The organism is Acidovorax sacchari (genome assembly GCF_042847045.1).
Taxonomy (GTDB): Bacteria; Pseudomonadota; Gammaproteobacteria; order Burkholderiales; family Burkholderiaceae_C; genus Paracidovorax; species Paracidovorax sacchari.
Genome location: NZ_AP035783.1, coordinates 475621 through 501538, shown reverse-complemented (window position 1 = coordinate 501538; position 25918 = coordinate 475621). Strand labels below are relative to the sequence as shown.

The following is a 25918-nucleotide window of genomic DNA, read 5'->3' as shown; positions in this document are numbered from 1 at the left end:
AGTCAAGGATCCGACCTGGGCAACAGCGCCTCCAGCGTTTCCAGGGAGTCCGCCTCCTCCACCGGTTTGTCTTCACGCCAGCGCAGCATCCGGGGAAACCGCACCGCGATGCCGCTCTTGTGCCGCGTGCTGCGGGCGATGCCCTCGAAGCCGAGCTCGAACACCAGCGTGGGCTTCACGCTGCGCACCGGCCCGAAGGTTTCCACGGTGGTGCGGCGGATGACCGCATCCACGCGCGCCATCTCGGCGTCGGTCAGGCCCGAATAGGCTTTCGCGAACGGCACGAGAGAGCGGCCTTCAGCGCCGGGCGGCCCGTCCCAGACGGCAAAGGTGTAGTCGCTGTACAGGCTGGCGCGCCGCCCGTGGCCGCGCTGCGCATAGATGAGCACGGCATCCACGCTCAACGGGTCGATTTTCCATTTCCACCAAGTACCCACGTCCTTGGTGCGGCCCACTCCATATTGGGCGCCGCGGGCCTTGAGCATCATGCCTTCGACACCCAGGGCGCGGGCATGGGCGCGCCGGGCCGCCAGCTCGTCCCAGTCACCGCCATGCAGCAACGGGCTGGCGACGAGTGCCGGATGCGACACCCGGGCGAGCAGGGCATCGAGCCGCGCCCGGCGCTCATGCTGCGGCAGTGCCCGCAGGTCCTTCCCATCCTCTTCCAGCAGATCGTAGGCCAGGAGCACCACGGGCAACTCGCGCAGCAGCTTGGGGCCGAGCGTCTTGCGGCCGATGCGTTTCTGCAGGTCCGCGAAAGGGCGCACGCGTGCCGGCGCATCGCCCTCGGCATGCTGCCAGACGACAATCTCGCCATCGAGCACGGTACCGTCCGGCAGGGCCTCCTGGCCCAGGCGCTGCAGTTCGGGAAAGCGGTCGCTGACCAGCTCCTCGCCGCGCGACCAGACCCAGGTGGCACCCGCGCGCCGCACCAGTTGGGCGCGGATGCCGTCCCACTTCCACTCCACGATCCAGTCGCCGGGCGGCCCGAGCGTGGGCCCGAACTGGTCCACGGGCAGCGACAGCGGGTGCGCCAGGAAGAAGGGATAGGGATGGCCGCTGGTTTCGCCGGACTGCGCCGCGCCGTCCGCCGCGCCCTGTCCGGTCTCGGCGAGCGGCGCCACGAGGCGCTCGTAATCCGCCGGCCCGGGCCGTGCGCCGATGTGCGTGTAGCCCATGAGGCGCTGGGCCACGCGCTTGGGATCCACGCCGCTCACGGCCGCCAGGGCCTGCGTGACCTGCAGCTTCGACACGCCGACGCGGAAGGCCCCCGTGATGAGCTTGAAATAGACGAGCCGCTCCTCGGGCGCCAGCCGGTCCCACTGCGCCCGCAGAACCGGCTCCAGCGCTTCGGGCGCCATGCCGCGCAGCGGCAGCAGGTGCTGCTCCACCCATTCGGCCAGGCCCAGCGCATGGGCCTCGGCGGGCGGCGGCAGCAGGAGTGCGATGGTTTCCGCGAGGTCTCCGACCGCTTCGTAGCTTTCGTCGAACAGCCATTCCGGCAGGCCCGCGGCCTCGCGCGCGAACTGCCGCAACAGCTTGGTCGGGACCAGTTGGCGCGGCTTGCCACCTGCCAGGAAGTACACCGCCCAGGCCGCATCCGCAGGTGCTGCCGCACGCAGGTAGGCCTGCAGCGCCGCCTGCTTGGCCAGGCTGGACGTGCTCGCATCCAGCGCCCGGTAGAGCGCGGCAAAGTCCTTCATGGCGCCGCTTCCCCGCCCTCGTGCCGGCCGTCATCCTCCACGGGCGACGCATCACCGCCCGGCGCGGCGACCGGCGGCACGGCCGTGGAAGCACCGGGCGCCGCATCGTCGTCCTCGTTGCCGTATTCCGTGCGGAACGACTGCGCATCCAGGCCCTGCTCCCGGAGCCAGCGCACCAGCACGGCCACGCTGCCATGCGTCACGAAGACGCGCTCCGCCCCCGTGGCACCGATGGCCGACTGCAGGCCGGGCCAGTCCGCATGGTCCGACATCACGAAGCCGCGGTCCACGCCGCGCCGGCGCCGGGTGCCCCGCAGTTGCATCCAGCCGCTGGCGAAAGCATCGGAATGCCGGGGGAAGCGGCGCATCCAGGGCGTGCCCTGGGCAGAAGGAGGCGCGACCACCAGGGCCGTCTGCAGCAGCTTCGCATCCACGGCCGGATCCGTGGCCCGCACCGTCGGGGGCAGCGCCACGCCGGCCGCCCGGTAAACGGCATTGAGCGGCTCCACCGCGCCATGGACCACGATAGGCCCGATCGAAGCGTCCACGCCGTGCAGGATGCGCTGCGCCTTGCCGAAGGCGTAGCACAGCATCACCGACGGCCGCCCCTGCGCGGCATTCGCCCGCCACCACGCGTCGATCTCGGCGAACAGCGCTTCCTGCGAGGGCCAGCGGTAGATCGGCAGGCCGAAGGTGGACTCGGTGATGAAGGTGTCGCAGCGCACCGGCTCGAACGGCACGCAGGTACCGTCGGGCCCGGTCTTGTAATCGCCGGAGGCCACCCAGACGCGGCCACCATGTTCGAGCCGCACCTGGGCCGACCCGAGCACGTGGCCTGCGGGATGCAGCGAGATGCGCACGCCGTGGTGTTCGATGGCCTGCCCGTACGGCAGCGTCTGCAGCGTGATGTCGGCCCCGAGCCGGGTGCGCAAGGTCCCTTCGCTGTCGATGTGGGCCAGGTAATGGGAGTGGCCCCATCGGGCGTGGTCGGAGTGCCCGTGCGTGATGACCGCCCGCTCCACGGGCTTCCAGGGATCGATATAGAAATCGCCCGGGGGACAGTAGAGCCCCTCGGGACGCGCGATCACCAGGTCATCGGAAGCAGCCGCCATGCGCGAGCCCTTCCATGGAATGGAGGAAAGCGCCAACCCGCCGCCCCGCTGACCCCGCCGCCCAATGCGACGTACGTAGAAGGAAGAAAGCCCTGGTGTGCGCTTGCATGAGGAATGCTAGCGCCCGTCCCGTGGGCCCTCCCGTACAGCCCGCCGCATGCCGATGTCGGAGCACGCCTACCCCACGGTCCAGTTTCCGGCAGCCGAAACACGTGGCCCCCGCCGTACCGGCCCGGTCGACCGGAAGCATTGCCCAAGAAGGCTCGGAAAAAGAAAAAGCCGCCCCATGGGGCGGCCTGGTTGTGGAGTACGCAAGGCCGTCGCCGGCCCCGCAGGACTCAACGCTTCTGGCGGAACTTGCGCAGTGCGGCGATCTGGGCGGCCATCACGGCCAGCTCGGACTGCGCGCGCGCGAAATCGACGTCGCTCTTGGCGTTCTTCAGCGCTTCCTCGGCAGCGGCCCTGGCAGCGTTGGCCTTCTCGTCGTCCAGGTCCTTGCCGCGGATGGCGGTGTCGGACAGCACGGTCACGCGCTCGGGCTGCACCTCGAGGATGCCACCGGCCACGAAGACGAACTCTTCGCCGCCGTCGGCCGTCTCGATGCGCACCGATCCCGGCTTGATGCGGGTGATCAGCGGCGTGTGGCGCGGGTAGATGCCGAGCTCGCCGGCCTCACCGGGCAGCGCGACGAAGCGCGCCTCACCCGAGAAGATGGACTCTTCGGCGCTGACCACATCGACGTGGATGGTGTTCATGGGTTTTCCTCTGGGCTCTGAAAGAAGGTGGATAAAGCAAGCAGACGGGAGGGCCCGCCGGGCGCCGCGCACAGCCGTACCGGAGTACGGCGAGCACGGCAACGACGCGGGCTGCCCGTATGCGCCGCTTTACGCGACCTTCTTGGCCTTTTCGAAGGCTTCGTCGATGGTCCCGACCATGTAGAACGCCTGCTCCGGCAGGTGGTCGCACTCGCCGGCCACGATCATCTTGAAGCCGCGGATGGTCTCGGCCAGCGGCACGTACTTGCCGGGCGAGCCCGTGAACACTTCGGCCACGTGGAACGGCTGCGACAGGAAACGCTGGATCTTCCGGGCGCGGGCCACGGCCAGCTTGTCCTCGGGGGCCAGTTCGTCCATGCCCAGGATGGCGATGATGTCGCGCAGTTCCTTGTAGCGCTGCAGCGTGCCCTGCACGCCGCGGGCCACCTGGTAGTGCTCTTCACCGACCACTTGCGGGTCCAGCTGGCGGCTGGTGGAGTCCAGCGGATCCACGGCAGGGTAGATACCCAGCGAAGCGATGTCACGCGACAGCACCACGGTGGAGTCCAGGTGGGCGAAGGTCGTGGCGGGGGACGGGTCGGTCAAGTCATCGGCAGGCACGTACACGGCCTGGATGGAGGTGATCGAGCCGACCTTGGTGGAGGTGATGCGCTCCTGCAGGCGGCCCATTTCCTCGGCCAGCGTCGGCTGGTAGCCCACGGCGGAAGGCATGCGGCCCAGCAGTGCGGACACTTCGGTACCGGCCAGGGTGTAACGGTAGATGTTGTCCACGAAGAACAGCACGTCGCGGCCTTCGTCGCGGAACGACTCGGCGATCGTCAGGCCGGTCAGGGCCACGCGCAGGCGGTTGCCCGGGGGCTCGTTCATCTGGCCATAGACCATGGCGACCTTGGAGTCTTCGAGCTTCTCGAGGTTCACGACGCCGGAATCGGCCATTTCGTGATAGAAGTCGTTGCCTTCACGGGTACGCTCGCCCACACCGGCGAACACCGACAGGCCGCTGTGGGCCTTGGCGATGTTGTTGATGAGCTCCATCATGTTCACGGTCTTGCCCACGCCGGCGCCGCCGAACAGGCCCACCTTGCCGCCCTTGGCGAACGGGCACACCAGGTCGATCACCTTGATGCCGGTTTCCAGCAGCTCCTGCGACGGCGACAGTTCGTCGTACGCCGGGGCCTTGCGGTGGATGGAGGCCGTCAGTTCCTGGCTGACCGGGCCGCGCTCGTCGATGGGCGAACCCAGCACGTCCATGATGCGACCCAGCGTCGCCTTGCCCACGGGCACGGTGATCGGGTTGCCGGTGTTGGACACCATCAGGCCGCGGCGCAGGCCGTCGGACGAACCCAGGGCGATGGTACGCACCACGCCGTCGCCGAGCTGCTGCTGCACTTCCAGCGTCAGCGGGGAGCCTTCGAGCTTGAGCGCGTCATACACCTTGGGCATCTGGTCGCGCGGGAACTCGACGTCCACCACGGCGCCGATACATTGAACGATCTTGCCCTGAACGCCAGCGTTCACTTGGGTGTTCTCTTGAGCCATTGCATTTGCTCCAAAAATTTAAACTGCCGCGGCACCCGCGACGATCTCCGAAAGTTCTTTCGTGATCGCGGCCTGGCGCGTCTTGTTGTAGACCAGCTTGAGTTCGCCGATGACGTTGCCCGCGTTGTCCGTGGCGGCCTTCATGGCCACCATGCGCGCCGACTGCTCGGACGCCATGTTCTCGGCCACGGCCTGGTAGATCAGGGACTCCACGTAGCGCACGAGCAGGTCGTCGATGACGCTCTGGGCATCGGGCTCGTAGATGTAGTCCCAGCCGTGCTCGGTCTTCTCGGCCTGCATCTTCTCGGAAGAGAGCGGCAGCAGCTGCTCGACGACCGATTCCTGCTTCATGGTGTTGATGAACTTCGTGTACGCGAGGTACACGCCGTTGATCTTGCCTTCGGCATAGGCGTCGAGCAGCACCTTCACGGGGCCGATCAGCTTGTCCAGGTGGGGGGTGTCCCCCAGGCCGGTTGCATGCGACACCACCTGGGCGCCGACGCGGTTCAGGAAGCCCAGGCCCTTGTTGCCGATCGCGACGGCCTGCGTGGTCACGCCCTGCGACTGCAGTTCGCGCAGCTTGGCCGTCACGGCGCGCAGCACGTTGGTGTTCATGCCGCCGCACAGGCCCTTGTCCGTCGTCACCACGATGAAGCCGGCCGTCTTGGCGTCGTTCGACTTCATGAAGGGATGGACGTACTCGGGATTGGCCTGGCCGAGGTTCGCCGCGATATTGCGGATCTTCTCGCTGTAGGGCCGTGCGGCACGCATGCGGTCCTGCGCCTTGCGCATCTTGGACGCGGCCACCATTTCCATGGCCTTGGTGATCTTCTTGGTGTTCTCCACCGATTTGATCTTGCCGCGTATTTCCTTGCCTGCTGCCATGATGGGTCCTCGTCCGGTTTAGGCGAACGACTTCTTGAAGGCCGTGATGGCTTGCGTCAGTTCGGCCTCGTCCTTGCCTTCCTTGTCGAAGGCGCGGTTCTTCTCCAGGCGCTCCAGCAGGGCGCCGTGGCTGGTCTTGAGGAACTGGTGCAGGCCGGATTCGAAGGCGAGCACCTTCTTCACGTCCACGTCGTCCATGAAGCCCTTGTTCACCGCGAACAGCGTCGAGCCCATCAGCGAGATGGGCAGGGGGCTGTACTGGGCCTGCTTGAGCAGTTCGGTCACGCGGGCACCGCGGTCGAGCTGCTTGCGGGTGGCTTCGTCCAGGTCGGAAGCGAACTGCGCGAACGCAGCCAGCTCACGGTACTGCGCCAGGTCGGTACGGATACCGCCGGACAGGCCCTTGATGATCTTGGTCTGGGCAGCGCCACCCACGCGGGACACGGAGATACCGGCGTTGATGGCGGGGCGGATACCGGCGTTGAACAGGCTGGTTTCCAGGAAGATCTGGCCGTCCGTGATCGAGATCACGTTCGTCGGAACGAAGGCGGACACGTCACCGGCCTGCGTTTCGATGATCGGCAGTGCCGTCAGCGAACCGGTCTTGCCCTTGACTTCCCCCTTGGTGAAGGCTTCGACGTAGTCGGCGTTCACGCGGGCTGCACGCTCCAGCAGGCGGCTGTGGAGATAGAACACGTCGCCGGGATAGGCTTCGCGGCCCGGCGGGCGGCGCAGCAGCAGCGAGACCTGGCGGTAGGCCACGGCCTGCTTGGACAGGTCGTCATAGACGATCAGCGCGTCTTCGCCGCGGTCGCGGAAGTACTCGCCCATCGTGCAGCCCGAGTAGGCAGACACGTACTGCATGGCAGCCGATTCGGAAGCGGATGCAGCCACCACGATCGTGTATTCCATGGCGCCGGCCTGTTCCAGGGCTCGCACCACGTTCTTGATCGACGAAGCCTTCTGGCCGATCGCGACGTAGATACACGTCACGCCCTGACCCTTCTGGGCGATGATGGCGTCGATGGCCACGGCCGTCTTGCCGGTCTGGCGGTCGCCGATGATCAGCTCGCGCTGGCCACGGCCCACGGGCACCATCGCGTCGATGGACTTGATGCCGGTCTGCAGCGGCTGGTCCACGGACTGGCGCGCGATCACGCCGGGAGCGACCTTCTCGATCACGTCCGTCAGCTTGGCGTTGATCGGGCCCTTGCCGTCGATGGGCTGGCCCAGGGCGTTCACCACGCGGCCGATCAGTTCGGGGCCCACGGGCACTTCCAGGATGCGGCCCGTGCACTTCACGGTGTCGCCTTCGGAGATGTGCTCGTACTCGCCCAGAATCACGGCGCCGACGGAGTCGCGCTCGAGGTTCAGTGCGAGGCCGTAGGAGGGCTGGCCGTCCTGGGTGGCCGGGAATTCGAGCATTTCGCCCTGCATCACATCCGACAGGCCATGGACGCGCACGATGCCGTCGGTCACGGACACCACGGTGCCCTGGTTGCGGATGTCGCTGCTGGCTGCCAGACCTTCGATGCGGCTCTTGATCAGTTCAGAAATCTCTGCGGGATTGAGTTGCATGACTCTTTCCTTCTTTCTTGGGTTAGCCGAAACCTCGGGCGCTTACGCGACGAGGGCCGCTTTCATTTGTTCCAGACGGGCCTTGACGGAGGTGTCGAGCACCTCGTCGCCCACGGCCACGCGCACACCGCCGATCAGCGACTCGTCGAGCTGCACGGAGAGGTTCAGCTTGCGGCCGAAGCGCTTCTCCAGCGAGGCACCGAGCTCCGCCAGTGCGGCGGCGTCGATCGGGAACGCGCTGTGGACCACCGCGTCGGACGAGCCGCTCTGGCGATTGACCAGGGCGCGGAACTGCGCAGCCACCTCGGGCAGCGCTTCGAGGCGGCCGTTGTCGATGAGCACGCGCAGGAAGTTGCGGGCCGCATCGGAGAGCGGCGCGCGCACCACCCCGGCGATCAGGTCGAACAGCTGTCCGGGCTCGATCTTGGGGTTGTCGGCCAGCTGCCGCACCTGCGGGTCGGCAGCGATCGCCGCCAGTTCGTCCACCCAGGCGACGGTGCTGCCCAGGTCGGCGCCCGGCTGGGCTGCGCAGGCCTTGAACAGGGCTTCCGCGTAAGGGCGGGCAATGGTGGCGAGTTCTGCCATGGTTGCGTCCCTTACTTACAGCTCGGTCTTGAGCCGGTTCAGCAGATCGGCGTGGACGCCGGCATTGACCTCCTTGCGGAGGATCTGCTCGGCACCCTTGACGGCCAGCGCGGCCACCTGCTCGCGCAGGGCTTCGCGGGCCTGGATCGTCTGCTGCTCGGCCTCGGCGCGGGCAGCGGCGACGATCTTGTTGCCTTCCTCGGTCGCACGGGCCTTGGCCTCTTCGATGATGGCCTGGGCACGGCGCTCGGCGTCCGCAAGACGCGATGCCGTTTCGTTGCGCGTCTGCGCGAGTTCCGTCTCGACGCGCTGGTTCACGGCGACGAGTTCGGACTTGGCGCGGTCGGCAGCAGCGAGGCCTTCGGCGATTTTCTGGGCTCGCTCATCCAGCGCCTTCGCGATCGGGGGCCACACGAACTTCATCGTGAACAGCACCAGGATCAGGAAGACGATGGCCTGAACGAACAGGGTCGCGTTGATACTCACGGCAACACCTTTCTAGTTGGGCGTTGGACGGGAATCAGGCCAGGACGAAGGGGTTGGCGAAGGCGAACAGCAGGGCGATGGCAACGCCGATCAGGAAGGCGGCGTCGATCAGGCCGGCCAAGATGAACATCTTGGTTTGCAGTTCGTTGATCAGCTCGGGCTGGCGGGCGGAAGCTTCGAGGTACTTGCCACCCATCAGAGCGATACCGATCGATGCGCCGATGGCGCCCAGACCCACGATCAGACCACAAGCCAGAGCGACGAGACCGAGAATGTTTTCCATGATGACTCCTAGGATGAAAAGAAAGAAAGGTTGAGAAGGAAGGAAAGGGAAGGCTCAGTGAGCGTCATGCGCCTGGCCGAGGTAGATCAGCGCCAGCATCATGAAAATGAATGCCTGCAGGGTGATCACCAGGATGTGGAAGATCGCCCAGATAGAGCCCGCAATGATGTGCCCCACGGGGAGCAACACACCGGAAAGCGACATGGCTGCCGCGCCGCCCATCAGGGCGATCAGCATGAACACCAACTCACCAGCGTACATGTTGCCGAACAGCCGCATGCCATGCGACACGGTCTTGGCAACGTATTCGATGATCTGCATCAGCAGATTGACCACGCCCAGGATCAGGGCGAAGACGGGATTCTTGCTCGTGCCGAACGGAGCGGTCACGAGTTCGTGGGCCCAGCCGCCCAGGCCCTTGATCTTCACGCTGTAGTACAGGCAGAGGATCAGCACGGCCGTGGACAGGCCCAGCGTGGTGGAGAGGTCGGCCGTGGGCACGACGCGCAGGTAGGCGTGGTGGGGGTCGTGGCCCGCGGCGCCATAGATCTGCGCCCAGATGGCGGGAAGCAGGTCCACGGGCAGCATGTCCATCGCGTTCATCAGGAAGATCCACACGAACACGGTGAGGGCCAGGGGAGCGATGAACTTGCGGCTCTCGGCGTTGTGGATGTTGGCCTTGGCCTGGTTGTCCACCATCTCGACGAGGATCTCGACGGCGGCCTGGAAGCGGCCCGGCACGCCGGAAGTCGCCTTGCGGGCGCATATCCAGAAGGTGAACAGGGCGATCGCGCCGAGCACCAGGCCCACGATGACGGAGTCGTAGTTCACCACGGAGAAATCGACGATGGACTTCTGCTTGATGTTCTGAAGATGCTGCAAGTGGTGAACGATGTATTCACTGGCAGTCGGGGCATGCGCTTCTGCGGCCATCGGACAACTCTTCTCTCAATCAATCGGTTTGCGGACACCGGACCGCACCATGAGCGCGATCCAGTACGTTTTCATCGTCACCACCATGCCGGCGAGCAGAGCCAGCCAGCTCAATCCCGGCACCAGCCGGGGCGCCGCCGCCAGCATGGCGACGGTCAAAGCAATCTTGACCAGCTCCCATCCGAAGAGTCCCGCCAGGGCGCCCCCGGCGGAAGACCTCCTGCGCGCCATGCCCCGGGCGAAAAGCGCTGCGGGAAGAACCACCGCCAGCGCTCCGTAACCCGTGGACCAGGCGACATGGGAGCGTCCGGTCATCACCCAGGCCACCAGGGCCGCAACGAGCCCCACCGCCGCCTGGCCCGCAACGATGCGCCAGATGGACACGGGTGGATGTCGTTGCCGCCATTCCTGCGCCTCGGCTGCAGAAAGGGGCTTGAAACCGGAATCCTCGACCTCAGTTCCAGTGTCCGGAGCGTCTGTTTTCATGGTTGGTCAACGCCTGCTGGACGCCCGGCATCCGGGCTGGAACTTCTTACAAAGCCCTTGATTATAAGTAAAAACCCGTTGCATCCTGCAATGCCTTGGGGCGCGCGTGCGACAACGGCGCGCAACGGTGCACCCGATGGGTGAACCAGGCCTCCTGCGGGCACCAGCTTGGCGCATCGCCGCCCGGGTGTCTCTCCCCTGCTTCGCCGACAATCATCGCATGACACAGCCCCCCACCCCTTCCCCGGTGATCGGATCCGAGGGCGATCCGCGCAAGGAATCGCTCATCGAGTACCCCTCCCGCTTTCCCATCAAGGTCATGGGCCGCAAGGCCGATGGGTTCGTCCATGCGCTGACCGAGGTGGCCCGCCGCTTCGACCCATCGTTCGACGCCTCCACCATCGAGTTGCGAGACAGCCGCGAAGGCAATTACCTGGGCGTGACCCTCACCGTGACGGCGACCAGCCGCGAACAGCTCGACGACCTGTACCGCGCGCTTTCCTCGCACCCGATGGTGAAGGTGGTGCTCTGATCCGGGACACGGCGATGCAGGTGCGGATGCTCGGGCGGGTGGATTTGCGCGAAACGGTGGAGGCCATGCAGGCGTTCACCGAGCAGCGCACCGACGGCACGCCCGATGCCCTCTGGGTGTGCGAGCACGCGCCCCATTTCACGCAGGGCCTCGCGGGCCGCGCGGACCACCTGCTGGCACCGGGCGACATCCCCGTGGTGGCCACCAACCGCGGCGGGCAGGTCACCTTCCACGGCCCCGGGCAGGTGGTGGCCTATCCGCTCGTCGATCTGCGGCGCGCCGGCTACTACGTGAAGGAATATGTCCATCGCGTGGAAGAGGCAGCGATCCGCACGCTCGCGCACTTCGGCATCACGGGCCACCGGGTGGCCGGCGCGCCGGGGATCTATGTGCGGCTGGACGATCCACGCAGCCACGCCCTGCTGCCCCAGCGCCCGCAGAAGGCCGACCCGCTGTCGCCCGTGGCGCCCGCGCCCGACTTCACCGGGCTGGGCAAGATCGCCGCGCTCGGCATCAAGGTCTCGCGCCACTGCGCCTACCACGGCGTGGCGCTCAACGTGGACATGGACCTGGAACCCTTCTCGCGCATCAACCCTTGCGGCTACGCAGGGCTGCCGACCGTGGACCTTTCTACAATCGGCGTGCACACCACCTGGGACGAAGCGGCTTCCGTGCTGGCCAGCCAATTGGCCATCCGCCTCGCGCCCTGACCTCAGCACCAGCCATGAGCACTCCCGAAGTCGTGCGCGAAGCGCAATCCACCGTCGCCTACAACCCGCTCGCCAAGCAGAAGGCCGCCGCGAAGCTTTCGCGCATCCCCATCAAGGTGGAGCAGGGCGAGGTGCTGAAGAAACCCGAGTGGATCCGCGTCAAGGCCGGTTCGCCCACCACGCGTTTCTACGAGATCAAGGAGATCCTGCGCGAGCACAAGCTGCACACGGTGTGCGAGGAGGCCTCCTGCCCCAACATCGGCGAGTGCTTCGGCAAGGGCACGGCCACGTTCATGATCATGGGCGACAAGTGCACGCGCCGCTGCCCGTTCTGCGACGTGGGCCACGGCCGGCCGGACCCGCTGGACAAGGACGAACCGCTGAACCTCGCGCGCACCATCGCCGCGCTCAAGCTGAAGTACGTGGTGATCACCAGCGTGGACCGCGACGACCTGCGCGACGGCGGCAGCGGCCACTTCGTGGAGTGCATCCAGAACATCCGCGCGCTCTCGCCCGCCACGCAGATCGAGATCCTCGTGCCCGACTTCCGCGGCCGCGACGACCGCGCGCTGGAGATCCTCAAGGCCGCACCGCCCGACGTGATGAACCACAACCTGGAGACCGCGCCGCGCCTGTACAAGGAAGCGCGCCCGGGATCGGACTACCAGTTCAGCCTGAACCTGCTCAAGAAGTTCAAGGCGCTGCACCCCGGCGTGCCCACCAAGAGCGGCATCATGGTGGGCCTGGGCGAGACGGATGAAGAGATCCTGCAGGTGATGCGCGACATGCGCGCGCACGACATCGACATGCTGACCATCGGCCAGTACCTCGCGCCGTCCAACAGCCACCTGCCGGTGCGCCGCTACGTGCACCCGGACACGTTCAAGATGTACGAGGAAGAGGCCTACAGGATGGGATTCACCCACGCCGCCGTGGGTGCGATGGTTCGCTCCAGTTACCACGCGGACCAGCAGGCGCACGCGGCAGGCGTCTAGCGCCGCAGAGGGGCGCGATAACCGTGCGCGTCCCTGACCGGTGAACCGCGGCGATCAGGCGCTCCTGCCTGCCGGCCTGCCTTCCCGTATGCGGGATGAGGCAGGCCGCGTCGAAGGTCATTCGAGATTGAAGTGCGTGGAGCAGGCAGCGTTGGGCGCAAGCACCGCGCCCACCGAGCACTCGGCGGGGAATTGGCTGTCGATGGACAGCCGCGTGTACACCGCGGGTACGTCGATCCTGATGATCTGCTGCGCCACGCCACTCGTGTTGGTGAGGATGTACAGACCGGAGCTCACTTGCACCGAACCGCCGGCAGGCACGGAGAGTTGCCTGGCACTTGGCGCAGCGAACGACTTTCCGATCCAGCTGCCAGCTCCGCCCACGGAAAGAGCGAGAGCTCCCGCCAGCAAAGCCCATGCGATGGGCCGTCCATGGGACGCTTTGCGCAGGGTGCGATAGACCAGGACGAGCAACGCGAGCGTCAGCAGGATCAAGCCCCATTGCGATAACGTGGGAACAGGCAGCGCAGCAGGCGGCGCATAGGTGACCGTGACGGGCGGCACGGGCTCGGCCATGGCTTGGGTGCAGGCCAGCCCCACGAAGACCGCAGCCAGGCTGCCGATGGCTTTGTCGATAGTTCTCATTTCCAATTTCCTCGAAAGATCCGAAATGTTTACAAAAACTTACCGCTTCACATTGTAAGCCTCGTATTTGCAAAAACTATTGAGGCATTGGAATCATTGAATTTTTGGAGTAGCACAGCGCAGAGCCCGCACCGCGACGGGCACCCGGCGAAGGACTTGCCGGCCAAGCGCCGGTCTGCCGAGTGCTCCTGTGATTCAGCGGCGAGCGTTGCGCCGCATGCTCCAGCGCACGACGCCCCAGGCGACGGCGAGCGGAGTGAACAGCGCGAGGATGGCCAGGCCGGCCTGCCACAGCGCCGGCACGTCATGCGTGGACACGCGACACCTCTGCCAGAGAAGGCTCCGCGGGCTGCGGCAAGCCATGGAATACGCGGCCGATGCGCCCGAATTCCGCCATCGGCAAGGCGGCCATGAGCCGGTGCATGCACTCGCCGATGTCGGACTCGCGCAGATGCAGGTAGACCGTGCACACCGGCCGCACGGCATTCACCGACAGGCGGTAGGTGCCCAGCAAAGGGCCCAGCGCGGCATGGAGGCGCTGGCGCACGCGCAGTGCGGGCTCCCGCGCCAGCCTGACCGGCAGGACCACGCCGGGCACCGCGGGGCGCGCACGGCGGGAGCCGGAACACACGGCGCCGGCATCAGCGCCCTCTTCGTCTTGAAATATCCGATGCAGCAGCATGCTCTGGGGCTTCGTGCGGCGCGGAGCGCTTGTGCGAAGCAGGATGGAACAGGCCTTCAGTCTAGGAACGGGCGCATCAAAACGGCGTAAAAAGCACGGCGCGCCGCGTCAATCCGCCGCAAAGCGTCAGGCGGCCAGGCGGTACCCCACCCCGGTCTCGGTCAGCAGGTGGCGCGGCTGAGCAGGGTCGGCCTCCAGCTTCTGGCGCAGGTGGCCCATGTAGATGCGCAGGTAGTGGCTCTGGTCGGAGCGGGCCGGGCCCCAGACTTCGCGCAGTAGCTGGCGCTGGGTGATGACGCGGCCCGCGTTGGCCACCAGGACGGTGAGCATGCGGTACTCGGTGGGCGTCAGGTGAACGACCGCGCCTGCGCGCCGCACGAGGCGCGCCCCACGGTCCACCTCGATGTCGCCGAAGCGGAACACGGGTTCGGCGGCTTCGGCCTGCAGGCCCTGCCCGGTGGCGGGCCGCGGCCGACGCAGGTTGGCACGTACGCGCGCGAGCAATTCGCCCGTGCCGAAAGGCTTGGTGAGGTAATCGTCCGCGCCTGCGTCGAGGGCGGCGATCTTGTCGGACTCGTCGGCGCGCGCGGAGAGCACGATGATGGGCACGGCCGACCAGCTGCGCACGTCCCGCAGCAGGGTCAGCCCATCGCCATCGGGCAGGCCCAGGTCGAGCACCAGCAGGTCGGGCTGGCGCGTGCCGGCGGCCGACAGCCCCTCGCGCAGCGTGGCGGCCTCATGCACCTGCCAGCCCTCCTCCTCCAGCGCCCCGCGCACGAAACGGCGGATCTGGGGCTCGTCCTCGATCACGATCGCGGTGCGCAGGTGCAGGGTCATGGTGCAGGGTCGGTGGATGATGGTTCGGGCGGGTCCACGGGCTCCGGGAGGGCCGGGGGATCGCGCCGGGGCAGCGTGACGGTGAATTCTGCCCCGGGGCCCGGCGACGCACCGGCCGCCGCGATATCGCCGCCGTGCGCCAGTACCACGGCCTTGCAGATCGCGAGCCCGAGCCCCACGCCCGGCGTGGCGGACTCGGCCTGCCCGCGGGTGAATTTGTCGAACAGCGTGTGCTCGCGCCCCCGCAGCGCCGCAGGCAGGCCGGGGCCGTGGTCGCGCACGCGCAGGTGCAGCGCTCCCGGCAGCGCGGCAGCACCGATCTCGATGGGCGCGGCGCCGTACTTGGCCGCGTTCTCCAGCAGGTTCACGAGCACGCGCTCGATGAGCACCGCGTCGAACTCCACCAGCGGCAGGTCGGGGGGCAGCGACGTGCGCACCTCCGTCGCCCCCAGCGCGGGACGCGCCGCACGGATGGCCGAACCGACCACCTCCTCCACCGACTGCCAGTCGCGCCGCAGGTTCACGCTGCCGCCGGACAGGCCGCTTTCCAGCCGCGCCATGTCCAGCAGGTTGCTGACCAGGGCGTGCAGCTGGTGGGCCTGCTGGACGATGGCGCGCGACGCCGACTGCAACCCCTCGCCGGGCTGTGCCGGCAGGGACTCGGCCAGGGCGATGAGGGCGGTGAGCGGCGTGCGCACGTCGTGGGAAATGGCGCCCAGCAGGGCATTGCGCAGGCGCTCGGACTCCATGTCCAGCACGGCGCGCTGCGCCACCTCCACGTAGTGGACCCGCTCCAGCGCGATCGCGACCTGCCGGGCGAGGGTTTCGAGATGGCGCGCCTGCTCGGGTATCAGCAGCCAGCGCGGGTGCGCGGGCGACAGGGCCAGCACGCCCCGCACCCGCATGGGCGCGGTGAGCGGCACGTAGCGCCAGCCCTGCGCGGCCAGCGTGCCGGTTCCCAGGCCCGCGCTCTGGCCGTGGCGCAGGGTCCAGTCGGCCACGCTCGGGTCGAATCCTTCGGGTGGATTCACGGGCAGCATGAGCCGGTCGCCTTCGTCGAGGGGCAGCACCACGGCCTGTCCTCCGAAATGCTGCTGTACGGCGGCCGTGCCGATGTCCACGACCTGCGATGCCTCCAGGGCGGCCGAAAGCTCGCGCGTGAGTTCGAACAGCGAGCGCATGCGCTGCTCGCGCCCGGCCGCCACCCCTGCGGAGAACCGCAGGCCCGCGGTCAGCTGGCCCACGAGCAATCCCACGCCGAGCATGACGATGAAGGTCACGAGGTACTGCACATCGCTCACGGCGAACGAGAACTGCGGCGATACGAAGACGAAATCGAAGGCCGCCACGTTGAGCAGCGCCGCCAGTGCGGCAGGCCCGCGACCGAAACGCATGGCCACGCCCACCACGCCGAGCAGGTAGAGCATGACGATGTTGGTCAGCTCCAGCACGCCGGACAGGGGCAATGCGAGCAGCGTCACGGCCACGCTCGCGGCGACCGCGGCCCCGTAGCCGGGCCAGCGGGCGGACAACTGCTCGCCGTCCTCCTGCGCATCGCCCCCCTGGCGCCAGGATGCGGCCGGCAGGCGGCGGCTGCTGCCGGGCTCGCCCGCCTCCACGATGTCGAGCGCGGGCGCGGCGGTGCCGATGGCCTCGGCCGTGCCGGGCACCGGCCACCACCGCCACAGGCCGGACCGCCGGCGGGCGCGGCCCACCACCAGGGTGGCGCAATTGAGCTGCCGCGCATGCTCCGCGAGCGCGGGCACCACGGCGTTGCCGGTGAGCACGGCGGTCTCCGCACCCAGTCCCTCTGCCAGCTGCAGCACGGCCAGGATGCGGTCGCGCTGCGGGGCCGGAAGACGCTGCAGCCGCGGCGTCTCCACATAGGCGGCATGCCAGCGCACGTTCAGCTGGCTGGCCAGGCGGGCCGCCGTGCGCACGGTGTGGGCGGCATCCTCGTGCGGCCCCACGCAGGCCAGCAGCGCGCCGGAAGTGTTCCAGGCCGGCGGCACGCCGTGGCCGCCGCCGGACTGCTCCACACGCCATCCGCGCACATCGTCCTCGACGTGTTCGGCGGTGCGCCGCAGGGCGATTTCGCGCAGTGCGATCAGATTGCCCTTGCGGAAGAAATTCTGCGCCGCGCGCTCGGCCTGCTGCGGCAGGTACACCTTGCCCGCGGCCAGGCGTGCGGCCAGCTCGTCGGGCGTGGCATCGACGAGCACGACCTCGTCGGCCTCGTCGAGCACCGTGTCGGGCACGGTCTCGTGCACGCGCACGCCCGTGATCGCCCCCACCGTGCCGTTGAGGCTCTCCAGGTGCTGCACATTGAGCGCCGTCCAGACCTCGATGCCCGAGGCCACGAGTTCCTGCACGTCCTGCCAGCGCTTGGCATGCCGTGAGCCCGGCGCGTTCGAGTGGGCCAGTTCGTCGACCAGCAGCACGGCCGGCCGGCGCTGCAGCGCGGCATCGAGATCGAACTCGGTCCGCGTCCGTCCGCGGTGTTCCAGCGTGCGCGCAGGCAGAACGGGCAGGCCGTCCAGCAGGGCCGCCGTTTCCGCGCGCCCATGCGTCTCCACGACGCCCACGAGCACGTCGCGCCCCGCCTGCCGCTCGCGCTGCGCGGCGCTCAGCATGGACCAGGTCTTGCCCACGCCGGCGTTCGCGCCGAAATAGATGCGCAGCTTGCCGCGCTGCACCCGCTGCTCCTCGGCACGTATCTGTGCGATGAGGGCATCGGGATCGGGACGGGGATCGGTCATGCGTGGAAGGCGATGGGGGACGGGCCGCGGCGGCATGCCGCGGCACCGCAGTCTCCGGGATTCAGCGCGCCGCGTCGAGGGCCACGTTGAGGGTCAGCACGTTCACGCCGGCCTCGCCCAGCCAGGGCAGGAGGGGCGCCTCGGTGTGGGAGCGCACCAGGGCCTCCACGCGCTCCAGGGGCAGCCCCCGCGCGCGGGCCACCCGGGACGCCTGGTAGCGGGCCGCCGCCACGCTGATGTGCGGATCGAGCCCGCTGGCCGACGCGGTGACGAGATCCACCGGTACGGGAGCCGTGTTGCCGGGGTCGGCGGCCCGCAGGGCCTCGATGCGCGCCTTGACCGCATCGGCCAGGGCGGGATTCGCCGGGCCGAGGTTCGAGCCGCCCGAGGCGCCCGCGTTGTAGGGCATGGGCGCAGTGGCCGACGGGCGCCCCCAGAAATGCCCCGGCTCCGTGAAGTTCTGGCCGATCAGCGTGGACCCCACGGCATGGCCGGAGCCGTCCCGGATGAGGCTGCCCGCCGCCTCGTGGGGGAAGGCGGACTGCGCAACGCCCGTCACCGCCAGCGGATAGAGCACACCGGTCACCAGGGACAGCAGGACGAAAAGCACCAGCGTGGGCCGCAGCAGCGGTGCTCGGGCCGGGGCCGGGCCTTCGCCGGCCGATGTGGCAGCCGGTGCGGAAGCATCCGCGGGAGATTGCAGGAAAGTATTCATGGTGGTTTCTCCGGAAGGCTGCGCTCAGACGAGGCCCACGGCCGCAAGCGCCCAGTCGATGAGCTTGATCCCGATGAACGGCACGACGAGACCGCCCAGGCCGTACACGGCGAGGTTGCGGCGCAGCAGCGCCGCGGCGCCCACCGGCCGGTAGCGCACGCCCTTGAGCGCGAGCGGGATCAGGAAGACGATGATCAGCGCGTTGAAGATCACCGCCGAGAGGATGGCCGACGACGGGCTGGCCAGCCGCATCACGTTCAGCGCGCCGAGCTGCGGATAGGTGGAGACGAACATCGCCGGGATGATGGCGAAGTACTTGGCCACGTCGTTGGCGATCGAGAACGTGGTGAGCGAGCCGCGCGTCATCAGCAGCGCCTTGCCGGTCTCCACCACCTCCAGCAGCTTGGTGGGGTTGGAATCCAGGTCCACCATGTTGCCGGCCTCCTTGGCGGCCTGCGTGCCGCTGCCCATGGCCACGGCCACGTCGGCCTGGGCCAGCGCGGGCGCGTCGTTCGTGCCGTCGCCGGTCATGGCGACCAGCCGGCCTTCGGACTGGTAGCGGCGGATGAGGGCGAGCTTGTCCTCGGGCGTGGCTTCGGCGAGGAAATCGTCCACCCCGGCCTCGGCCGCGATGGCCGCCGCCGTGAGCCGGTTGTCGCCCGTGATCATCACCGTCTTGATGCCCATGCGCCGCAGTTCTGCGAACCGCGCCTGGATGCCTGCCTTGACGATGTCCTTGAGCTCCACCACGCCCAGGACACGGCTGCCTTCCGCCACGGCCAGCGGCGTGCTGCCGCGGCGGGCCACGTCGTCCGCGGCGCGGGCCACCTCCGCGGGCATGGAGCCGCCCAGGGCTTGCACATGCCGGGTCAGGGCCTGCACGGCACCCTTTCGCAGCGCCACGGGGGCGGCGCCGCCCGCGGCAGGCAGGTCCACGCCGCTCATGCGGGTCTGCGCCGTGAAGGGCACCAGCACGAGGCCTTCGGCCGCGCCTTCCCCGGCCTCGATGCCTTCGCGGCGCGCCAGCTCCACGATGCTGCGCCCTTCGGGCGTCTCGTCGGCCAGCGAGGCCATGAGCGCCGCCCGGGCCAGGTGCGCGCGGGTCACGCCCGGTGCCGGCAGGAATGTGCTCGCCTGCCGGTTGCCGTGGGTGATGGTGCCGGTCTTGTCCAGCAGCAGCACATCCACGTCGCCCGCGGCTTCCACCGCGCGGCCCGACGTGGCGATCACGTTTGCCTGCATCATGCGGCTCATGCCGGCCACGCCCACGGCCGACAGCAGGCCGCCGATGGTGGTGGGGATCAGGCACACCAGCAGCGCGATCAGCGCGGTGAGCGACACCACCGTGCCCGCGCCCGAGGCCTGCACGCTGAACAGGGAGAACGGCAGCAGCGTCACCGTCACCACGAGGAACACGATGGTGAGCGCCACCAGCAGGATGGTGAGCGCCACTTCGTTGGGCGTCTTCTGGCGCTTGGCGGCCTCCACCATGCCGATCATGCGGTCGAGGAACGACTCGCCCGGGTTCACCGTGATGCGCACCACCAGCCAGTCGGACAGCACGCGCGTGCCACCTGTCACGGCGGAGAAGTCGCCGCCGGACTCGCGCACCACCGGCGCGGATTCGCCGGTGATGGCGCTTTCGTCCACCGAAGCCATGCCCTCGATCACCTCGCCGTCGAGCGGGATCACGTCGCCGGCATCCACCTGCACCACGTCGCCCTTTCGCAGGTTGGTGGCCTGCTCGGGCAGGAAACGCGCGCCATGGCGCGGCTCGGAGAGCTTCTTGGCCCAGGTGTCCTTGCGCAGTCCGCGCAGCGAGGCGGCCTGCGCCTTGCTGCGGCCTTCCGCCAGCGCTTCGGCGAAGTTGGCGAACAGCACGGTGAACCACAGCCACACGGCCACCGCGAGGATGAACACCGGGCGCATGCCCATGTCCTGCGCGGTGGTCAGCGCCTGCAGCCACAGCAGCGTCGTGAAGATGCTGCCGATGAAAACGATGAACATCACCGGATTGCGCCACTGCACGCGCGGGTCCAGCTTGGCGAATGCCTGCCACACGGCGGGGCGCACCAGCGCGGCATCGAACAGCGTGAGGTTCCGCGAGGGAACCGGGGCCGCGGCGGGTGCCGTGGCCGGGGATTGGGGGGTCGTCATGTCGTTCTTCTCCTGGCCCGCTCACCGGGCCTGCAGCACCAGGTGTTCCACCACCGGGCCGAGCGCCAGCGAAGGCACGTAATTCAGCAGCCCCACGAGCAGCACCGTGAACACCAGCAGCGCCACGAACAGCGGGCCATGCGTGGGCATGGTGCCGGGGCCGGGCGGCAGGCGCTTCTTGGCGGCCAGCGAACCGGCGATGGCCAGCACCGGCACGATCACGCCGAACCTGCCGAACCACATGGCCAGGGCCAGCAGCACGTTGTAGAACGGGGTGTTCGCGGACAGGCCGGCGAAGGCGCTGCCGTTGTTGTTGGCGGCCGAGGTGAGCGCATACAGCACCTCGGAAAAGCCGTGCGCCCCGGGGTTCGCGATGCCGGCCTGGCCCGCGGCCGCCAGCACGGCGACGGCAGTGCCCACCAGCACGAGGATGGGGGTAACGAGAATGGCGACGGAGGTCAGCTTCATCTCGCGCACCTCGATCTTCTTGCCCAGGTACTCCGGCGTGCGCCCGATCATCAGGCCGGCGATGAACACCGCGAGGATGGCGAAGACCAGCATGCCGTAGAGGCCCGTGCCTACGCCGCCGAACACCACCTCGCCGAGCTGCATGAGCACCATCGGCACCATCCCGCCCAGCGGCGTGAAGGAGTCGTGCATGCCGTTCACGGCGCCGCACGAAGCCGCGGTGGTCACCGCAGCGAACAGCGCGGAAGCGGAGATCCCGAAGCGCACCTCCTTGCCCTCCATGTTGCCGCCGGCCTGCGTGGCGGAGGCCACCTGGTCCGCTCCCAGCGCGGACAGCGCCGGGTTGCCCGCCTGCTCCGCGACAGTCACCGCGACCACGGCCACGGCGAACATCAGCACCATCGCGGCCAGCAGCGCCGCGCCCTGGCGCCAGTCCCCGACCACGCGGCCGAACGCAAAGCACAGCGCCGCGGGGATCAGGAAGATCGCCAGCATCTGCGCGAAATTGGCGAGCGGCGTCGGGTTCTCATAGGGATGCGCCGAGTTGGCATTGAAGAATCCGCCGCCGTTCGTGCCCAGCATCTTGATCGCCTCCTGCGAGGCCACGGGTCCCATGGGAAGCATCTGCGCACGCGTGCTGGCCTCTCGCGTGAGCGGGTTGCCGGACGCATCCTTCAAGGGCTGCCCCTGCGCATCGAGCTGCGGGTCCTGGTAGATGGTCGTCTCCACCGTGGCCACGTCCTGGTAGGGCGTGAAATTCTGGATCACGCCCTGGCCCACGAAGAAGATGGCGAGCACGAAGGACAGCGGCACCAGCACCCAGGCCGTGATGCGCACGATGTCCGCCCAGAAGTTGCCCACATGCCCTGCCCCATCGCCACCGCGCGCGGCGAATCCCCGCGCCAGCGCGAAGGCCACGGCAATGCCGGTCGCGGCGGACAGGAAGTTCTGTACCGACAGCCCGAGCATCTGCACGAGGTAGCCCATCGTGGACTCGCCCGCGTACCCCTGCCAGTTGGTGTTCGACACGAAGCTCACGGCCGTGTTGAACGCGGAATCGCCCGACACTGCGGGCAGTCCCTGCGGATTCAGGGGCAGCACACCCTGCAGGCGCTGGAGGGCGTACACGGCGAACACGCCCACGGCATTGAAGGCCAGCAGCGCCAGCGCGTAATGGCGCCAGTGCATGCCCGCCTCCGGCCGCACGCCGGCCAGGCGATAGAGCGGTGCTTCCACGCGGTGCATCCAGCCCGGCAGCCGCCCATCGCACACCGCGGCCAGGGCCCGGCCCAGCGGCCACGCCAGCAGGCCCAGCACGATCAGGAAAAGGGCCAGCAGGCCCCAGGCGGAGGCAGTCATCAGAACTCCTCCGCGCAGATCAGCGCGAACACCAGATAGGCGAACAGCAGCACCGCGACGATGCCACCGAAACCGTAGAGCACGTCGATGCCGATCATCGTGCTTCTCCCCGCGGCCGGCCATCGTGGCGACCCAGGATCACCACGGCCTCGGCCATGGCCACCCACAACGCCGCGATCGCGGCAACCCACAGCACATCCATGTCAGGCACTCCAACAACCCTCGCGGGCGATGGAGGCATTCTGGAAAAGCACCCGTAAAAAGTGTGCACAGCTTGCGGCACGCCGCATAAACGCGGCGTAAAAACCGCGTGCCGGCCGAGACGTACCGGGCACGGAGCCGGAGTTTCAGTGGTCCCGCGCCAGGCGCCGGGGCCGGACGCCCGTCAGCCGCCCAGCATGTCCGCCGGGCTGTCCGCGTCGATCACCGTGCGGGCCCAGGGGGCCAGCTTGCGGGTGTCCGAGCGCAGCACTTCCTGCTTCACCGCCAGGATCTGCGCGGGATGCATGGAGAAGCTGCGCAGGCCCAGGCCCAGCAGCAGCCGTGTCATCGCCACGTCGCCCGCGGCCTCCCCGCAGAGGCACACGCTCTTGCCCTGCCGGTGGCCTTCCGCGATCACGTCCGCCACGAGCTGCAGCACCGCCGGGTGCATGGGGTCGTAGAGATGGGCCACGCTCTCGTCGGCCCGGTCGATCGCCAGGGTGTACTGGATCAGGTCGTTGGTGCCGATCGACAGGAAATCGAAATACTGCAGGAAGCGCCGCACGATCAGCGCCGCCGCGGGCACCTCGATCATCGCCCCCAGTTGCACCGGCCCGTACGAAGCGCCACGCGCCTCCAGTTCCGCGCGCGCCATGTCCACCTGCGCCAGCGTCTGCCGGATCTCCCCGACGTGGGCCAGCATCGGGAACAGCAGGTTCACCGGCCCGTGCGCGGCCGCGCGCAGCACCGCCCGCAGCTGCGTGCGGAACATGGACGGGTCGGCCAGGCTCCAGCGGATGGCCCGCAGGCCCAGGGCCGGGTTGAGGTGGCTGGGGGTATCCTTGGCTGCCTTGTGGTCAAGCGGCTTGTCCGCGCCCACGTCAATGGTGCGCAGCGTGACGGGCAGGCCCTGCATGCCCTCCACCGCGGCACGGTAGGCCTGGTACTGTTCTTCCTCGCCCGGCAGGTGGCCGCCCCGGCCCATGAACATGAATTCGCTGCGGAACAGCCCTACGCCCGCAGCCCCGGCACGCACGGCCACCGCCGCGTCGGCAGGCTGCTCGATGTTCGCCAGCAGCTCGATGCGCTCGCCGTCGAGCGTCACGGCCGGCGTGTGCCGCAGGCGGGACAACCGCTCGCGCTCCAGTTCGGTCTGGCGCTGGCGGAAGCCGTATTCGGCGAGGATGATCGGCGACGGATCGACGATCATGATACCCGCGTCCCCGTCGATGATCACCCAGTCGTCCTGCCGCACCAGCTGGCTCGCGGCACGCGCTCCCACCACGGCGGGAATGTCCATGCTGCGCGCCACGATGGCCGTGTGCGAGGTCTTGCCGCCCACGTCGGTCACGAAGCCCGCGAACACGCTCTGCTTGAACTGCAGCATGTCGGCCGGCGAGAGGTCGTGCGCCACCAGCACCAGCGGCACGTCCACCATGTCGCCCGGCAGCAGGTCCTGCTGCAGGCCCAGCGCGGCGCTGCCGCGGCGCGGGCTGCAGGGCGGCGGCGCGACCGGACTGGCCACGCCCTTCATGTACCGCAGGATGCGCTCGACCACCTGTTCCAGGTCGGCCTTGCGCTCGCGCAGGTAGTCGTCCTCCATCTCGTCGAACTGGCGCGCGATGATCTCCAGTTGCGTCGTCAGCGCCCACTCGGCGTTGTAGAGGCGGTCCGTGATCCAGTGCTTGACGCCGCTCACCAGTGCCTCGTCCTGCAGCAGCATCAGGTGGACGTCCAGCAGCGCGGCGAGTTCGGGCGGGGCATCGGCAGGCATCTCGGCCTGCAGGCGCTGCAGCTCCTCGACCACGGCATTGCGCCCGTTGCGCACGCGGATGATCTCCGCGCGCACCTGGTCGGGTTCGATGAAATAGTGCGCCACGTCCACGCGGCTCGAAGCCACGAGCACCGCGCGCCCGATGGCGATGCCCCGCGCGACGGCCAGGCCGTGGACGGCGAATGTCATCGGGCGCCTCCGGAACGGGCTGCTGAGCGGGCTGCTGAGGGGGTCATTCCCGGCCTCACTCTCCTTCGCCGAACTTGCCGTCGATGAGCGCGCGCAGCGCGTCCATCGCTTCCTGCTCCTGCGGGCCGTCGGTCTCGATCGAGACGTCGGTGCCGATGCCTGCGGCCAGCATCATCACGCCCATGATGCTCTTGGCATTCACGCGGCGTTCGCCCCGGGCCATCCACACCTCGCAGGGAAAGCTGCCCGCCAGCTTGGTGAGCTTGGCCGATGCCCGGGCGTGCAGGCCCAGCTTATTGCTGATGGTGATATTCGTCTTGATCATGATGGGACCGTCGGATCTGGTTCTGGGGTGCGGCGACAGCGACCTGCATCACCCCCTGTGTGCCGCCCGCGACCGCGCGGGCGACGAGCGCCTCGAGCGGCTCGCGGCGGTAGCTCACCGCGCGCAGCAGCATCGGCAGGTTCACCCCGGTGACCAGCCGCGAGCGCTCCCCGTCCACGAGACGCTGCGCCACGTTGCAGGGCGTCGCGCCGAACACGTCCGTCAGCACGAGGATGGGAGTGTCATCGCCCGGCCCGTCCAGCAGGATGCGCGCGGCAGCCAGCGTGTCCTCCGGCGGGGCATTCGGATGCACATCCAGCGCCAGGATGTCTTCGGCAGTGTCCGGAAACACGTGCAGGGCGCAGGCGCGCAGCGCATGGGCCAGCGGGGCGTGGGCGATGAGGAGGATGCGCGTGCTCATGGGGAGATCGGGTGGACCGCATTATCGCAACACGAGCCCCGGGAAAAACGTGTCCGCCACCGCCGCTCGGGGCTGCGGGCTGTAGATCACCGCATGGAAGAGCCGCATGCGGGGCCCGCCCTCGGCGGACTCGGCCCGGGCGAACCAGGCCGCATCCAGCGCCACAGCGCGCCCATCCCCAGGCGCCGTGCCCCGCACCTGCAGGCGCAAGGATTGCGGCAGCGGCAGCGCACCGCGGGGCGTGAACGGGGCGCCGGCCAGGTCCGTCGCGTCTGCCGGCACGCCGATGCGCGCCAATGTCGCCGCTCGCCATTGCGCAAGCACCATGCCGGCCTCGGCCGCGCCGGAGCCCTGCTGCAGCGCCATGTGGGACACGGCGAAGGTGGCGCCATCGGCATCGCACCCGGCCATGGACAGCTCCACGGAGCGCCCCTGCAGCTCGACGGGCCTCACGGCACGTTCCGGCTTGCATGGAAGCAGCGCCGTCAGGCCGGCATCGTCCATCCGGACCGAGCGCCAGTCCAGCGACGGACTGCAGCCCCCCAGCGACAGGGCACCGGCCAGCAGGATCCAGGGCATGCGGTTGCGCGACATCCGGGCATTATGGTCGGCCCATCCCGGTGGGCCCAGCGCACGGCATGCATCCCGGCGCTTGATACGCATCAAGCACGAACTTTTCTGCCGCCCGCATGCTCCACCAGCGGCATGCGCCGGACCGCCCCGTCCGGCACAATGGCAGCCGTGCGCCGCGTTTCGCGCGCCGCGCGGTCTGAACGGACGGAT

The 25918-nt window shown here is 68.6% G+C and carries 27 protein-coding genes; 3 read left to right on the top strand and 24 right to left on the bottom strand.

The annotated features are described in order from the left end of the window. Positions 1–2 precede the first annotated feature (2 nt). The 11 genes from ACGHC0_RS02330 to ACGHC0_RS02280 form a co-directional block, all read right to left on the bottom strand. A complete protein-coding gene (locus tag ACGHC0_RS02330; protein ID WP_368353827.1) occupies positions 3–1703 on the bottom strand; it encodes an ATP-dependent DNA ligase in 1701 nt (566 codons plus the stop codon). After that, positions 1700–2815 (bottom strand): ligase-associated DNA damage response exonuclease, encoded by a 1116-nt coding sequence (locus ACGHC0_RS02325; RefSeq protein ID WP_368353826.1) that lies wholly within the window; start codon positions 2813–2815, stop codon positions 1700–1702. The genes ACGHC0_RS02330 and ACGHC0_RS02325 overlap by 4 nt, the downstream gene beginning before the upstream one ends. 338 nt (positions 2816–3153) lie before the next feature. Beyond that, on the bottom strand, positions 3154–3570 hold the full coding sequence (locus ACGHC0_RS02320) for a F0F1 ATP synthase subunit epsilon (protein WP_019703875.1): 417 nt from the start codon (positions 3568–3570) through the stop codon (positions 3154–3156). Positions 3571–3699: 129 nt separating this feature from the next. Continuing rightward, positions 3700–5130 carry a F0F1 ATP synthase subunit beta gene (atpD, locus tag ACGHC0_RS02315; RefSeq protein WP_011793556.1) on the bottom strand — a complete coding sequence of 477 codons (1431 nt, stop codon included), beginning with the start codon at positions 5128–5130 and terminating at the stop codon, positions 3700–3702. A gap of 18 nt (positions 5131–5148) precedes the next feature. After that, positions 5149–6015, bottom strand: coding sequence for a F0F1 ATP synthase subunit gamma (gene atpG / locus ACGHC0_RS02310; RefSeq protein ID WP_128098990.1), 867 nt, complete (start codon positions 6013–6015; stop codon positions 5149–5151). A gap of 18 nt (positions 6016–6033) precedes the next feature. Continuing rightward, positions 6034–7593, bottom strand: a complete 1560-nt coding sequence (atpA, locus tag ACGHC0_RS02305; protein ID WP_128098991.1) for a F0F1 ATP synthase subunit alpha — start codon at positions 7591–7593, stop codon at positions 6034–6036. 42 nt (positions 7594–7635) lie between these two features. Then, positions 7636–8178 carry a F0F1 ATP synthase subunit delta gene (locus ACGHC0_RS02300; protein ID WP_053842789.1) on the bottom strand — a complete coding sequence of 181 codons (543 nt, stop codon included), beginning with the start codon at positions 8176–8178 and terminating at the stop codon, positions 7636–7638. A gap of 15 nt (positions 8179–8193) precedes the next feature. After that, positions 8194–8664, bottom strand: coding sequence for a F0F1 ATP synthase subunit B (locus ACGHC0_RS02295; protein WP_011793552.1), 471 nt, complete (start codon positions 8662–8664; stop codon positions 8194–8196). 34 nt (positions 8665–8698) lie between these two features. Continuing rightward, on the bottom strand, positions 8699–8947 hold the full coding sequence (atpE, locus tag ACGHC0_RS02290; protein ID WP_011793551.1) for a F0F1 ATP synthase subunit C: 249 nt from the start codon (positions 8945–8947) through the stop codon (positions 8699–8701). Between the two features lie 54 nt (positions 8948–9001). Next, positions 9002–9880, bottom strand: coding sequence for a F0F1 ATP synthase subunit A (atpB, locus tag ACGHC0_RS02285; RefSeq protein ID WP_013592931.1), 879 nt, complete (start codon positions 9878–9880; stop codon positions 9002–9004). 15 nt (positions 9881–9895) lie between these two features. Then, positions 9896–10366 (bottom strand): ATP synthase subunit I, encoded by a 471-nt coding sequence (locus ACGHC0_RS02280; RefSeq protein ID WP_415267331.1) that lies wholly within the window; start codon positions 10364–10366, stop codon positions 9896–9898. 220 nt (positions 10367–10586) lie between these two features. On the opposite strand from ACGHC0_RS02280, the gene ACGHC0_RS02275 reads away from it, so the two are divergent. From ACGHC0_RS02275 to lipA, 3 genes are read left to right on the top strand one after another with little or no spacing between them, the layout of a single operon-like run. Further along, positions 10587–10898 carry a YbeD family protein gene (locus ACGHC0_RS02275; protein ID WP_011793548.1) on the top strand — a complete coding sequence of 104 codons (312 nt, stop codon included), beginning with the start codon at positions 10587–10589 and terminating at the stop codon, positions 10896–10898. A 14-nt stretch (positions 10899–10912) separates the two neighbouring features. Next, positions 10913–11608 (top strand): lipoyl(octanoyl) transferase LipB, encoded by a 696-nt coding sequence (lipB, locus tag ACGHC0_RS02270; RefSeq protein ID WP_415267330.1) that lies wholly within the window; start codon positions 10913–10915, stop codon positions 11606–11608. Positions 11609–11622: 14 nt separating this feature from the next. Next, positions 11623–12603: a lipoyl synthase gene (gene lipA / locus ACGHC0_RS02265; protein ID WP_368353823.1), complete on the top strand. Its 981-nt coding sequence runs from the start codon at positions 11623–11625 to the stop codon at positions 12601–12603. A 117-nt stretch (positions 12604–12720) separates the two neighbouring features. Here the strand turns inward: lipA and ACGHC0_RS02260 are convergent, their stop codons facing one another. The 13 genes from ACGHC0_RS02260 to ACGHC0_RS02200 all read right to left on the bottom strand — a co-directional run bounded on the left by ACGHC0_RS02260 (position 12721) and on the right by ACGHC0_RS02200 (position 25729). Further along, positions 12721–13248 carry a midcut-by-XrtH protein gene (locus ACGHC0_RS02260; RefSeq protein WP_415267329.1) on the bottom strand — a complete coding sequence of 176 codons (528 nt, stop codon included), beginning with the start codon at positions 13246–13248 and terminating at the stop codon, positions 12721–12723. 195 nt (positions 13249–13443) lie between these two features. Then, a complete protein-coding gene (locus tag ACGHC0_RS02255; protein WP_368353821.1) occupies positions 13444–13566 on the bottom strand; it encodes a hypothetical protein in 123 nt (40 codons plus the stop codon). Beyond that, positions 13553–13879, bottom strand: coding sequence for a hypothetical protein (locus ACGHC0_RS02250; RefSeq protein ID WP_415267328.1), 327 nt, complete (start codon positions 13877–13879; stop codon positions 13553–13555). Before ACGHC0_RS02250 ends, ACGHC0_RS02255 begins: the two co-directional genes overlap by 14 nt. 177 nt (positions 13880–14056) lie before the next feature. Then, the gene (gene kdpE, locus ACGHC0_RS02245; RefSeq protein WP_415267327.1) at positions 14057–14767 is read right to left on the bottom strand and encodes a two-component system response regulator KdpE; all 711 of its coding nucleotides are present in this window, start codon (positions 14765–14767) and stop codon (positions 14057–14059) included. Further along, entirely contained in the window at positions 14764–17526 is a 2763-nt protein-coding gene (locus ACGHC0_RS02240) for a DUF4118 domain-containing protein (protein WP_415267326.1), read from the bottom strand. Before ACGHC0_RS02240 ends, kdpE begins: the two co-directional genes overlap by 4 nt. A 61-nt stretch (positions 17527–17587) precedes the next feature. Continuing rightward, positions 17588–18241, bottom strand: coding sequence for a potassium-transporting ATPase subunit KdpC (gene kdpC, locus ACGHC0_RS02235; protein WP_415267325.1), 654 nt, complete (start codon positions 18239–18241; stop codon positions 17588–17590). 24 nt (positions 18242–18265) lie between these two features. Beyond that, entirely contained in the window at positions 18266–20398 is a 2133-nt protein-coding gene (gene kdpB / locus ACGHC0_RS02230; protein ID WP_415267324.1) for a potassium-transporting ATPase subunit KdpB, read from the bottom strand. Between the two features lie 21 nt (positions 20399–20419). Further along, positions 20420–22225 (bottom strand): potassium-transporting ATPase subunit KdpA, encoded by a 1806-nt coding sequence (gene kdpA / locus ACGHC0_RS02225; RefSeq protein ID WP_415267323.1) that lies wholly within the window; start codon positions 22223–22225, stop codon positions 20420–20422. Then, positions 22225–22323, bottom strand: a complete 99-nt coding sequence (gene kdpF, locus ACGHC0_RS02220; RefSeq protein ID WP_013592920.1) for a K(+)-transporting ATPase subunit F — start codon at positions 22321–22323, stop codon at positions 22225–22227. Before kdpF ends, kdpA begins: the two co-directional genes overlap by 1 nt. A gap of 287 nt (positions 22324–22610) precedes the next feature. Beyond that, positions 22611–24389, bottom strand: coding sequence for a phosphoenolpyruvate--protein phosphotransferase (gene ptsP, locus ACGHC0_RS02215; RefSeq protein ID WP_368353815.1), 1779 nt, complete (start codon positions 24387–24389; stop codon positions 22611–22613). Positions 24390–24444: 55 nt separating this feature from the next. Then, positions 24445–24714 (bottom strand): HPr family phosphocarrier protein, encoded by a 270-nt coding sequence (locus ACGHC0_RS02210; protein ID WP_368353814.1) that lies wholly within the window; start codon positions 24712–24714, stop codon positions 24445–24447. Continuing rightward, positions 24683–25135: a PTS sugar transporter subunit IIA gene (locus ACGHC0_RS02205; RefSeq protein ID WP_368353813.1), complete on the bottom strand. Its 453-nt coding sequence runs from the start codon at positions 25133–25135 to the stop codon at positions 24683–24685. Before ACGHC0_RS02205 ends, ACGHC0_RS02210 begins: the two co-directional genes overlap by 32 nt. Positions 25136–25156: 21 nt before the next feature. Continuing rightward, a complete protein-coding gene (locus ACGHC0_RS02200; protein ID WP_415267322.1) occupies positions 25157–25729 on the bottom strand; it encodes a hypothetical protein in 573 nt (190 codons plus the stop codon). Positions 25730–25918: the final 189 nt, after the last annotated feature.

What these genes read in the sequence shown, in the direction of transcription:
- ACGHC0_RS02330 (WP_368353827.1), bottom strand. Translation starts at nt 1,703, where the DNA reads ATGAAGGACTTTGCCGCGCTCTACCGGGCGCTGGATGCGAGCACGTCC.
- ACGHC0_RS02325 (WP_368353826.1), bottom strand. Translation starts at nt 2,815, where the DNA reads ATGGCGGCTGCTTCCGATGACCTGGTGATCGCGCGTCCCGAGGGGCTC.
- ACGHC0_RS02320 (WP_019703875.1), bottom strand. Translation starts at nt 3,570, where the DNA reads ATGAACACCATCCACGTCGATGTGGTCAGCGCCGAAGAGTCCATCTTC.
- atpD (WP_011793556.1), bottom strand. Translation starts at nt 5,130, where the DNA reads ATGGCTCAAGAGAACACCCAAGTGAACGCTGGCGTTCAGGGCAAGATC.
- atpG (WP_128098990.1), bottom strand. Translation starts at nt 6,015, where the DNA reads ATGGCAGCAGGCAAGGAAATACGCGGCAAGATCAAATCGGTGGAGAAC.
- atpA (WP_128098991.1), bottom strand. Translation starts at nt 7,593, where the DNA reads ATGCAACTCAATCCCGCAGAGATTTCTGAACTGATCAAGAGCCGCATC.
- ACGHC0_RS02300 (WP_053842789.1), bottom strand. Translation starts at nt 8,178, where the DNA reads ATGGCAGAACTCGCCACCATTGCCCGCCCTTACGCGGAAGCCCTGTTC.
- atpE (WP_011793551.1), bottom strand. Translation starts at nt 8,947, where the DNA reads ATGGAAAACATTCTCGGTCTCGTCGCTCTGGCTTGTGGTCTGATCGTG.
- atpB (WP_013592931.1), bottom strand. Translation starts at nt 9,880, where the DNA reads ATGGCCGCAGAAGCGCATGCCCCGACTGCCAGTGAATACATCGTTCAC.
- ACGHC0_RS02280 (WP_415267331.1), bottom strand. Translation starts at nt 10,366, where the DNA reads ATGAAAACAGACGCTCCGGACACTGGAACTGAGGTCGAGGATTCCGGT.
- ACGHC0_RS02275 (WP_011793548.1), top strand. Translation starts at nt 10,587, where the DNA reads ATGACACAGCCCCCCACCCCTTCCCCGGTGATCGGATCCGAGGGCGAT.
- lipB (WP_415267330.1), top strand. Translation starts at nt 10,913, where the DNA reads ATGCAGGTGCGGATGCTCGGGCGGGTGGATTTGCGCGAAACGGTGGAG.
- lipA (WP_368353823.1), top strand. Translation starts at nt 11,623, where the DNA reads ATGAGCACTCCCGAAGTCGTGCGCGAAGCGCAATCCACCGTCGCCTAC.
- ACGHC0_RS02260 (WP_415267329.1), bottom strand. Translation starts at nt 13,248, where the DNA reads ATGAGAACTATCGACAAAGCCATCGGCAGCCTGGCTGCGGTCTTCGTG.
- kdpE (WP_415267327.1), bottom strand. Translation starts at nt 14,767, where the DNA reads ATGACCCTGCACCTGCGCACCGCGATCGTGATCGAGGACGAGCCCCAG.
- ACGHC0_RS02240 (WP_415267326.1), bottom strand. Translation starts at nt 17,526, where the DNA reads ATGACCGATCCCCGTCCCGATCCCGATGCCCTCATCGCACAGATACGT.
- kdpC (WP_415267325.1), bottom strand. Translation starts at nt 18,241, where the DNA reads ATGAATACTTTCCTGCAATCTCCCGCGGATGCTTCCGCACCGGCTGCC.
- kdpB (WP_415267324.1), bottom strand. Translation starts at nt 20,398, where the DNA reads ATGACGACCCCCCAATCCCCGGCCACGGCACCCGCCGCGGCCCCGGTT.
- kdpA (WP_415267323.1), bottom strand. Translation starts at nt 22,225, where the DNA reads ATGACTGCCTCCGCCTGGGGCCTGCTGGCCCTTTTCCTGATCGTGCTG.
- kdpF (WP_013592920.1), bottom strand. Translation starts at nt 22,323, where the DNA reads ATGATCGGCATCGACGTGCTCTACGGTTTCGGTGGCATCGTCGCGGTG.
- ptsP (WP_368353815.1), bottom strand. Translation starts at nt 24,389, where the DNA reads ATGACATTCGCCGTCCACGGCCTGGCCGTCGCGCGGGGCATCGCCATC.
- ACGHC0_RS02210 (WP_368353814.1), bottom strand. Translation starts at nt 24,714, where the DNA reads ATGATCAAGACGAATATCACCATCAGCAATAAGCTGGGCCTGCACGCC.
- ACGHC0_RS02205 (WP_368353813.1), bottom strand. Translation starts at nt 25,135, where the DNA reads ATGAGCACGCGCATCCTCCTCATCGCCCACGCCCCGCTGGCCCATGCG.
- ACGHC0_RS02200 (WP_415267322.1), bottom strand. Translation starts at nt 25,729, where the DNA reads ATGTCGCGCAACCGCATGCCCTGGATCCTGCTGGCCGGTGCCCTGTCG.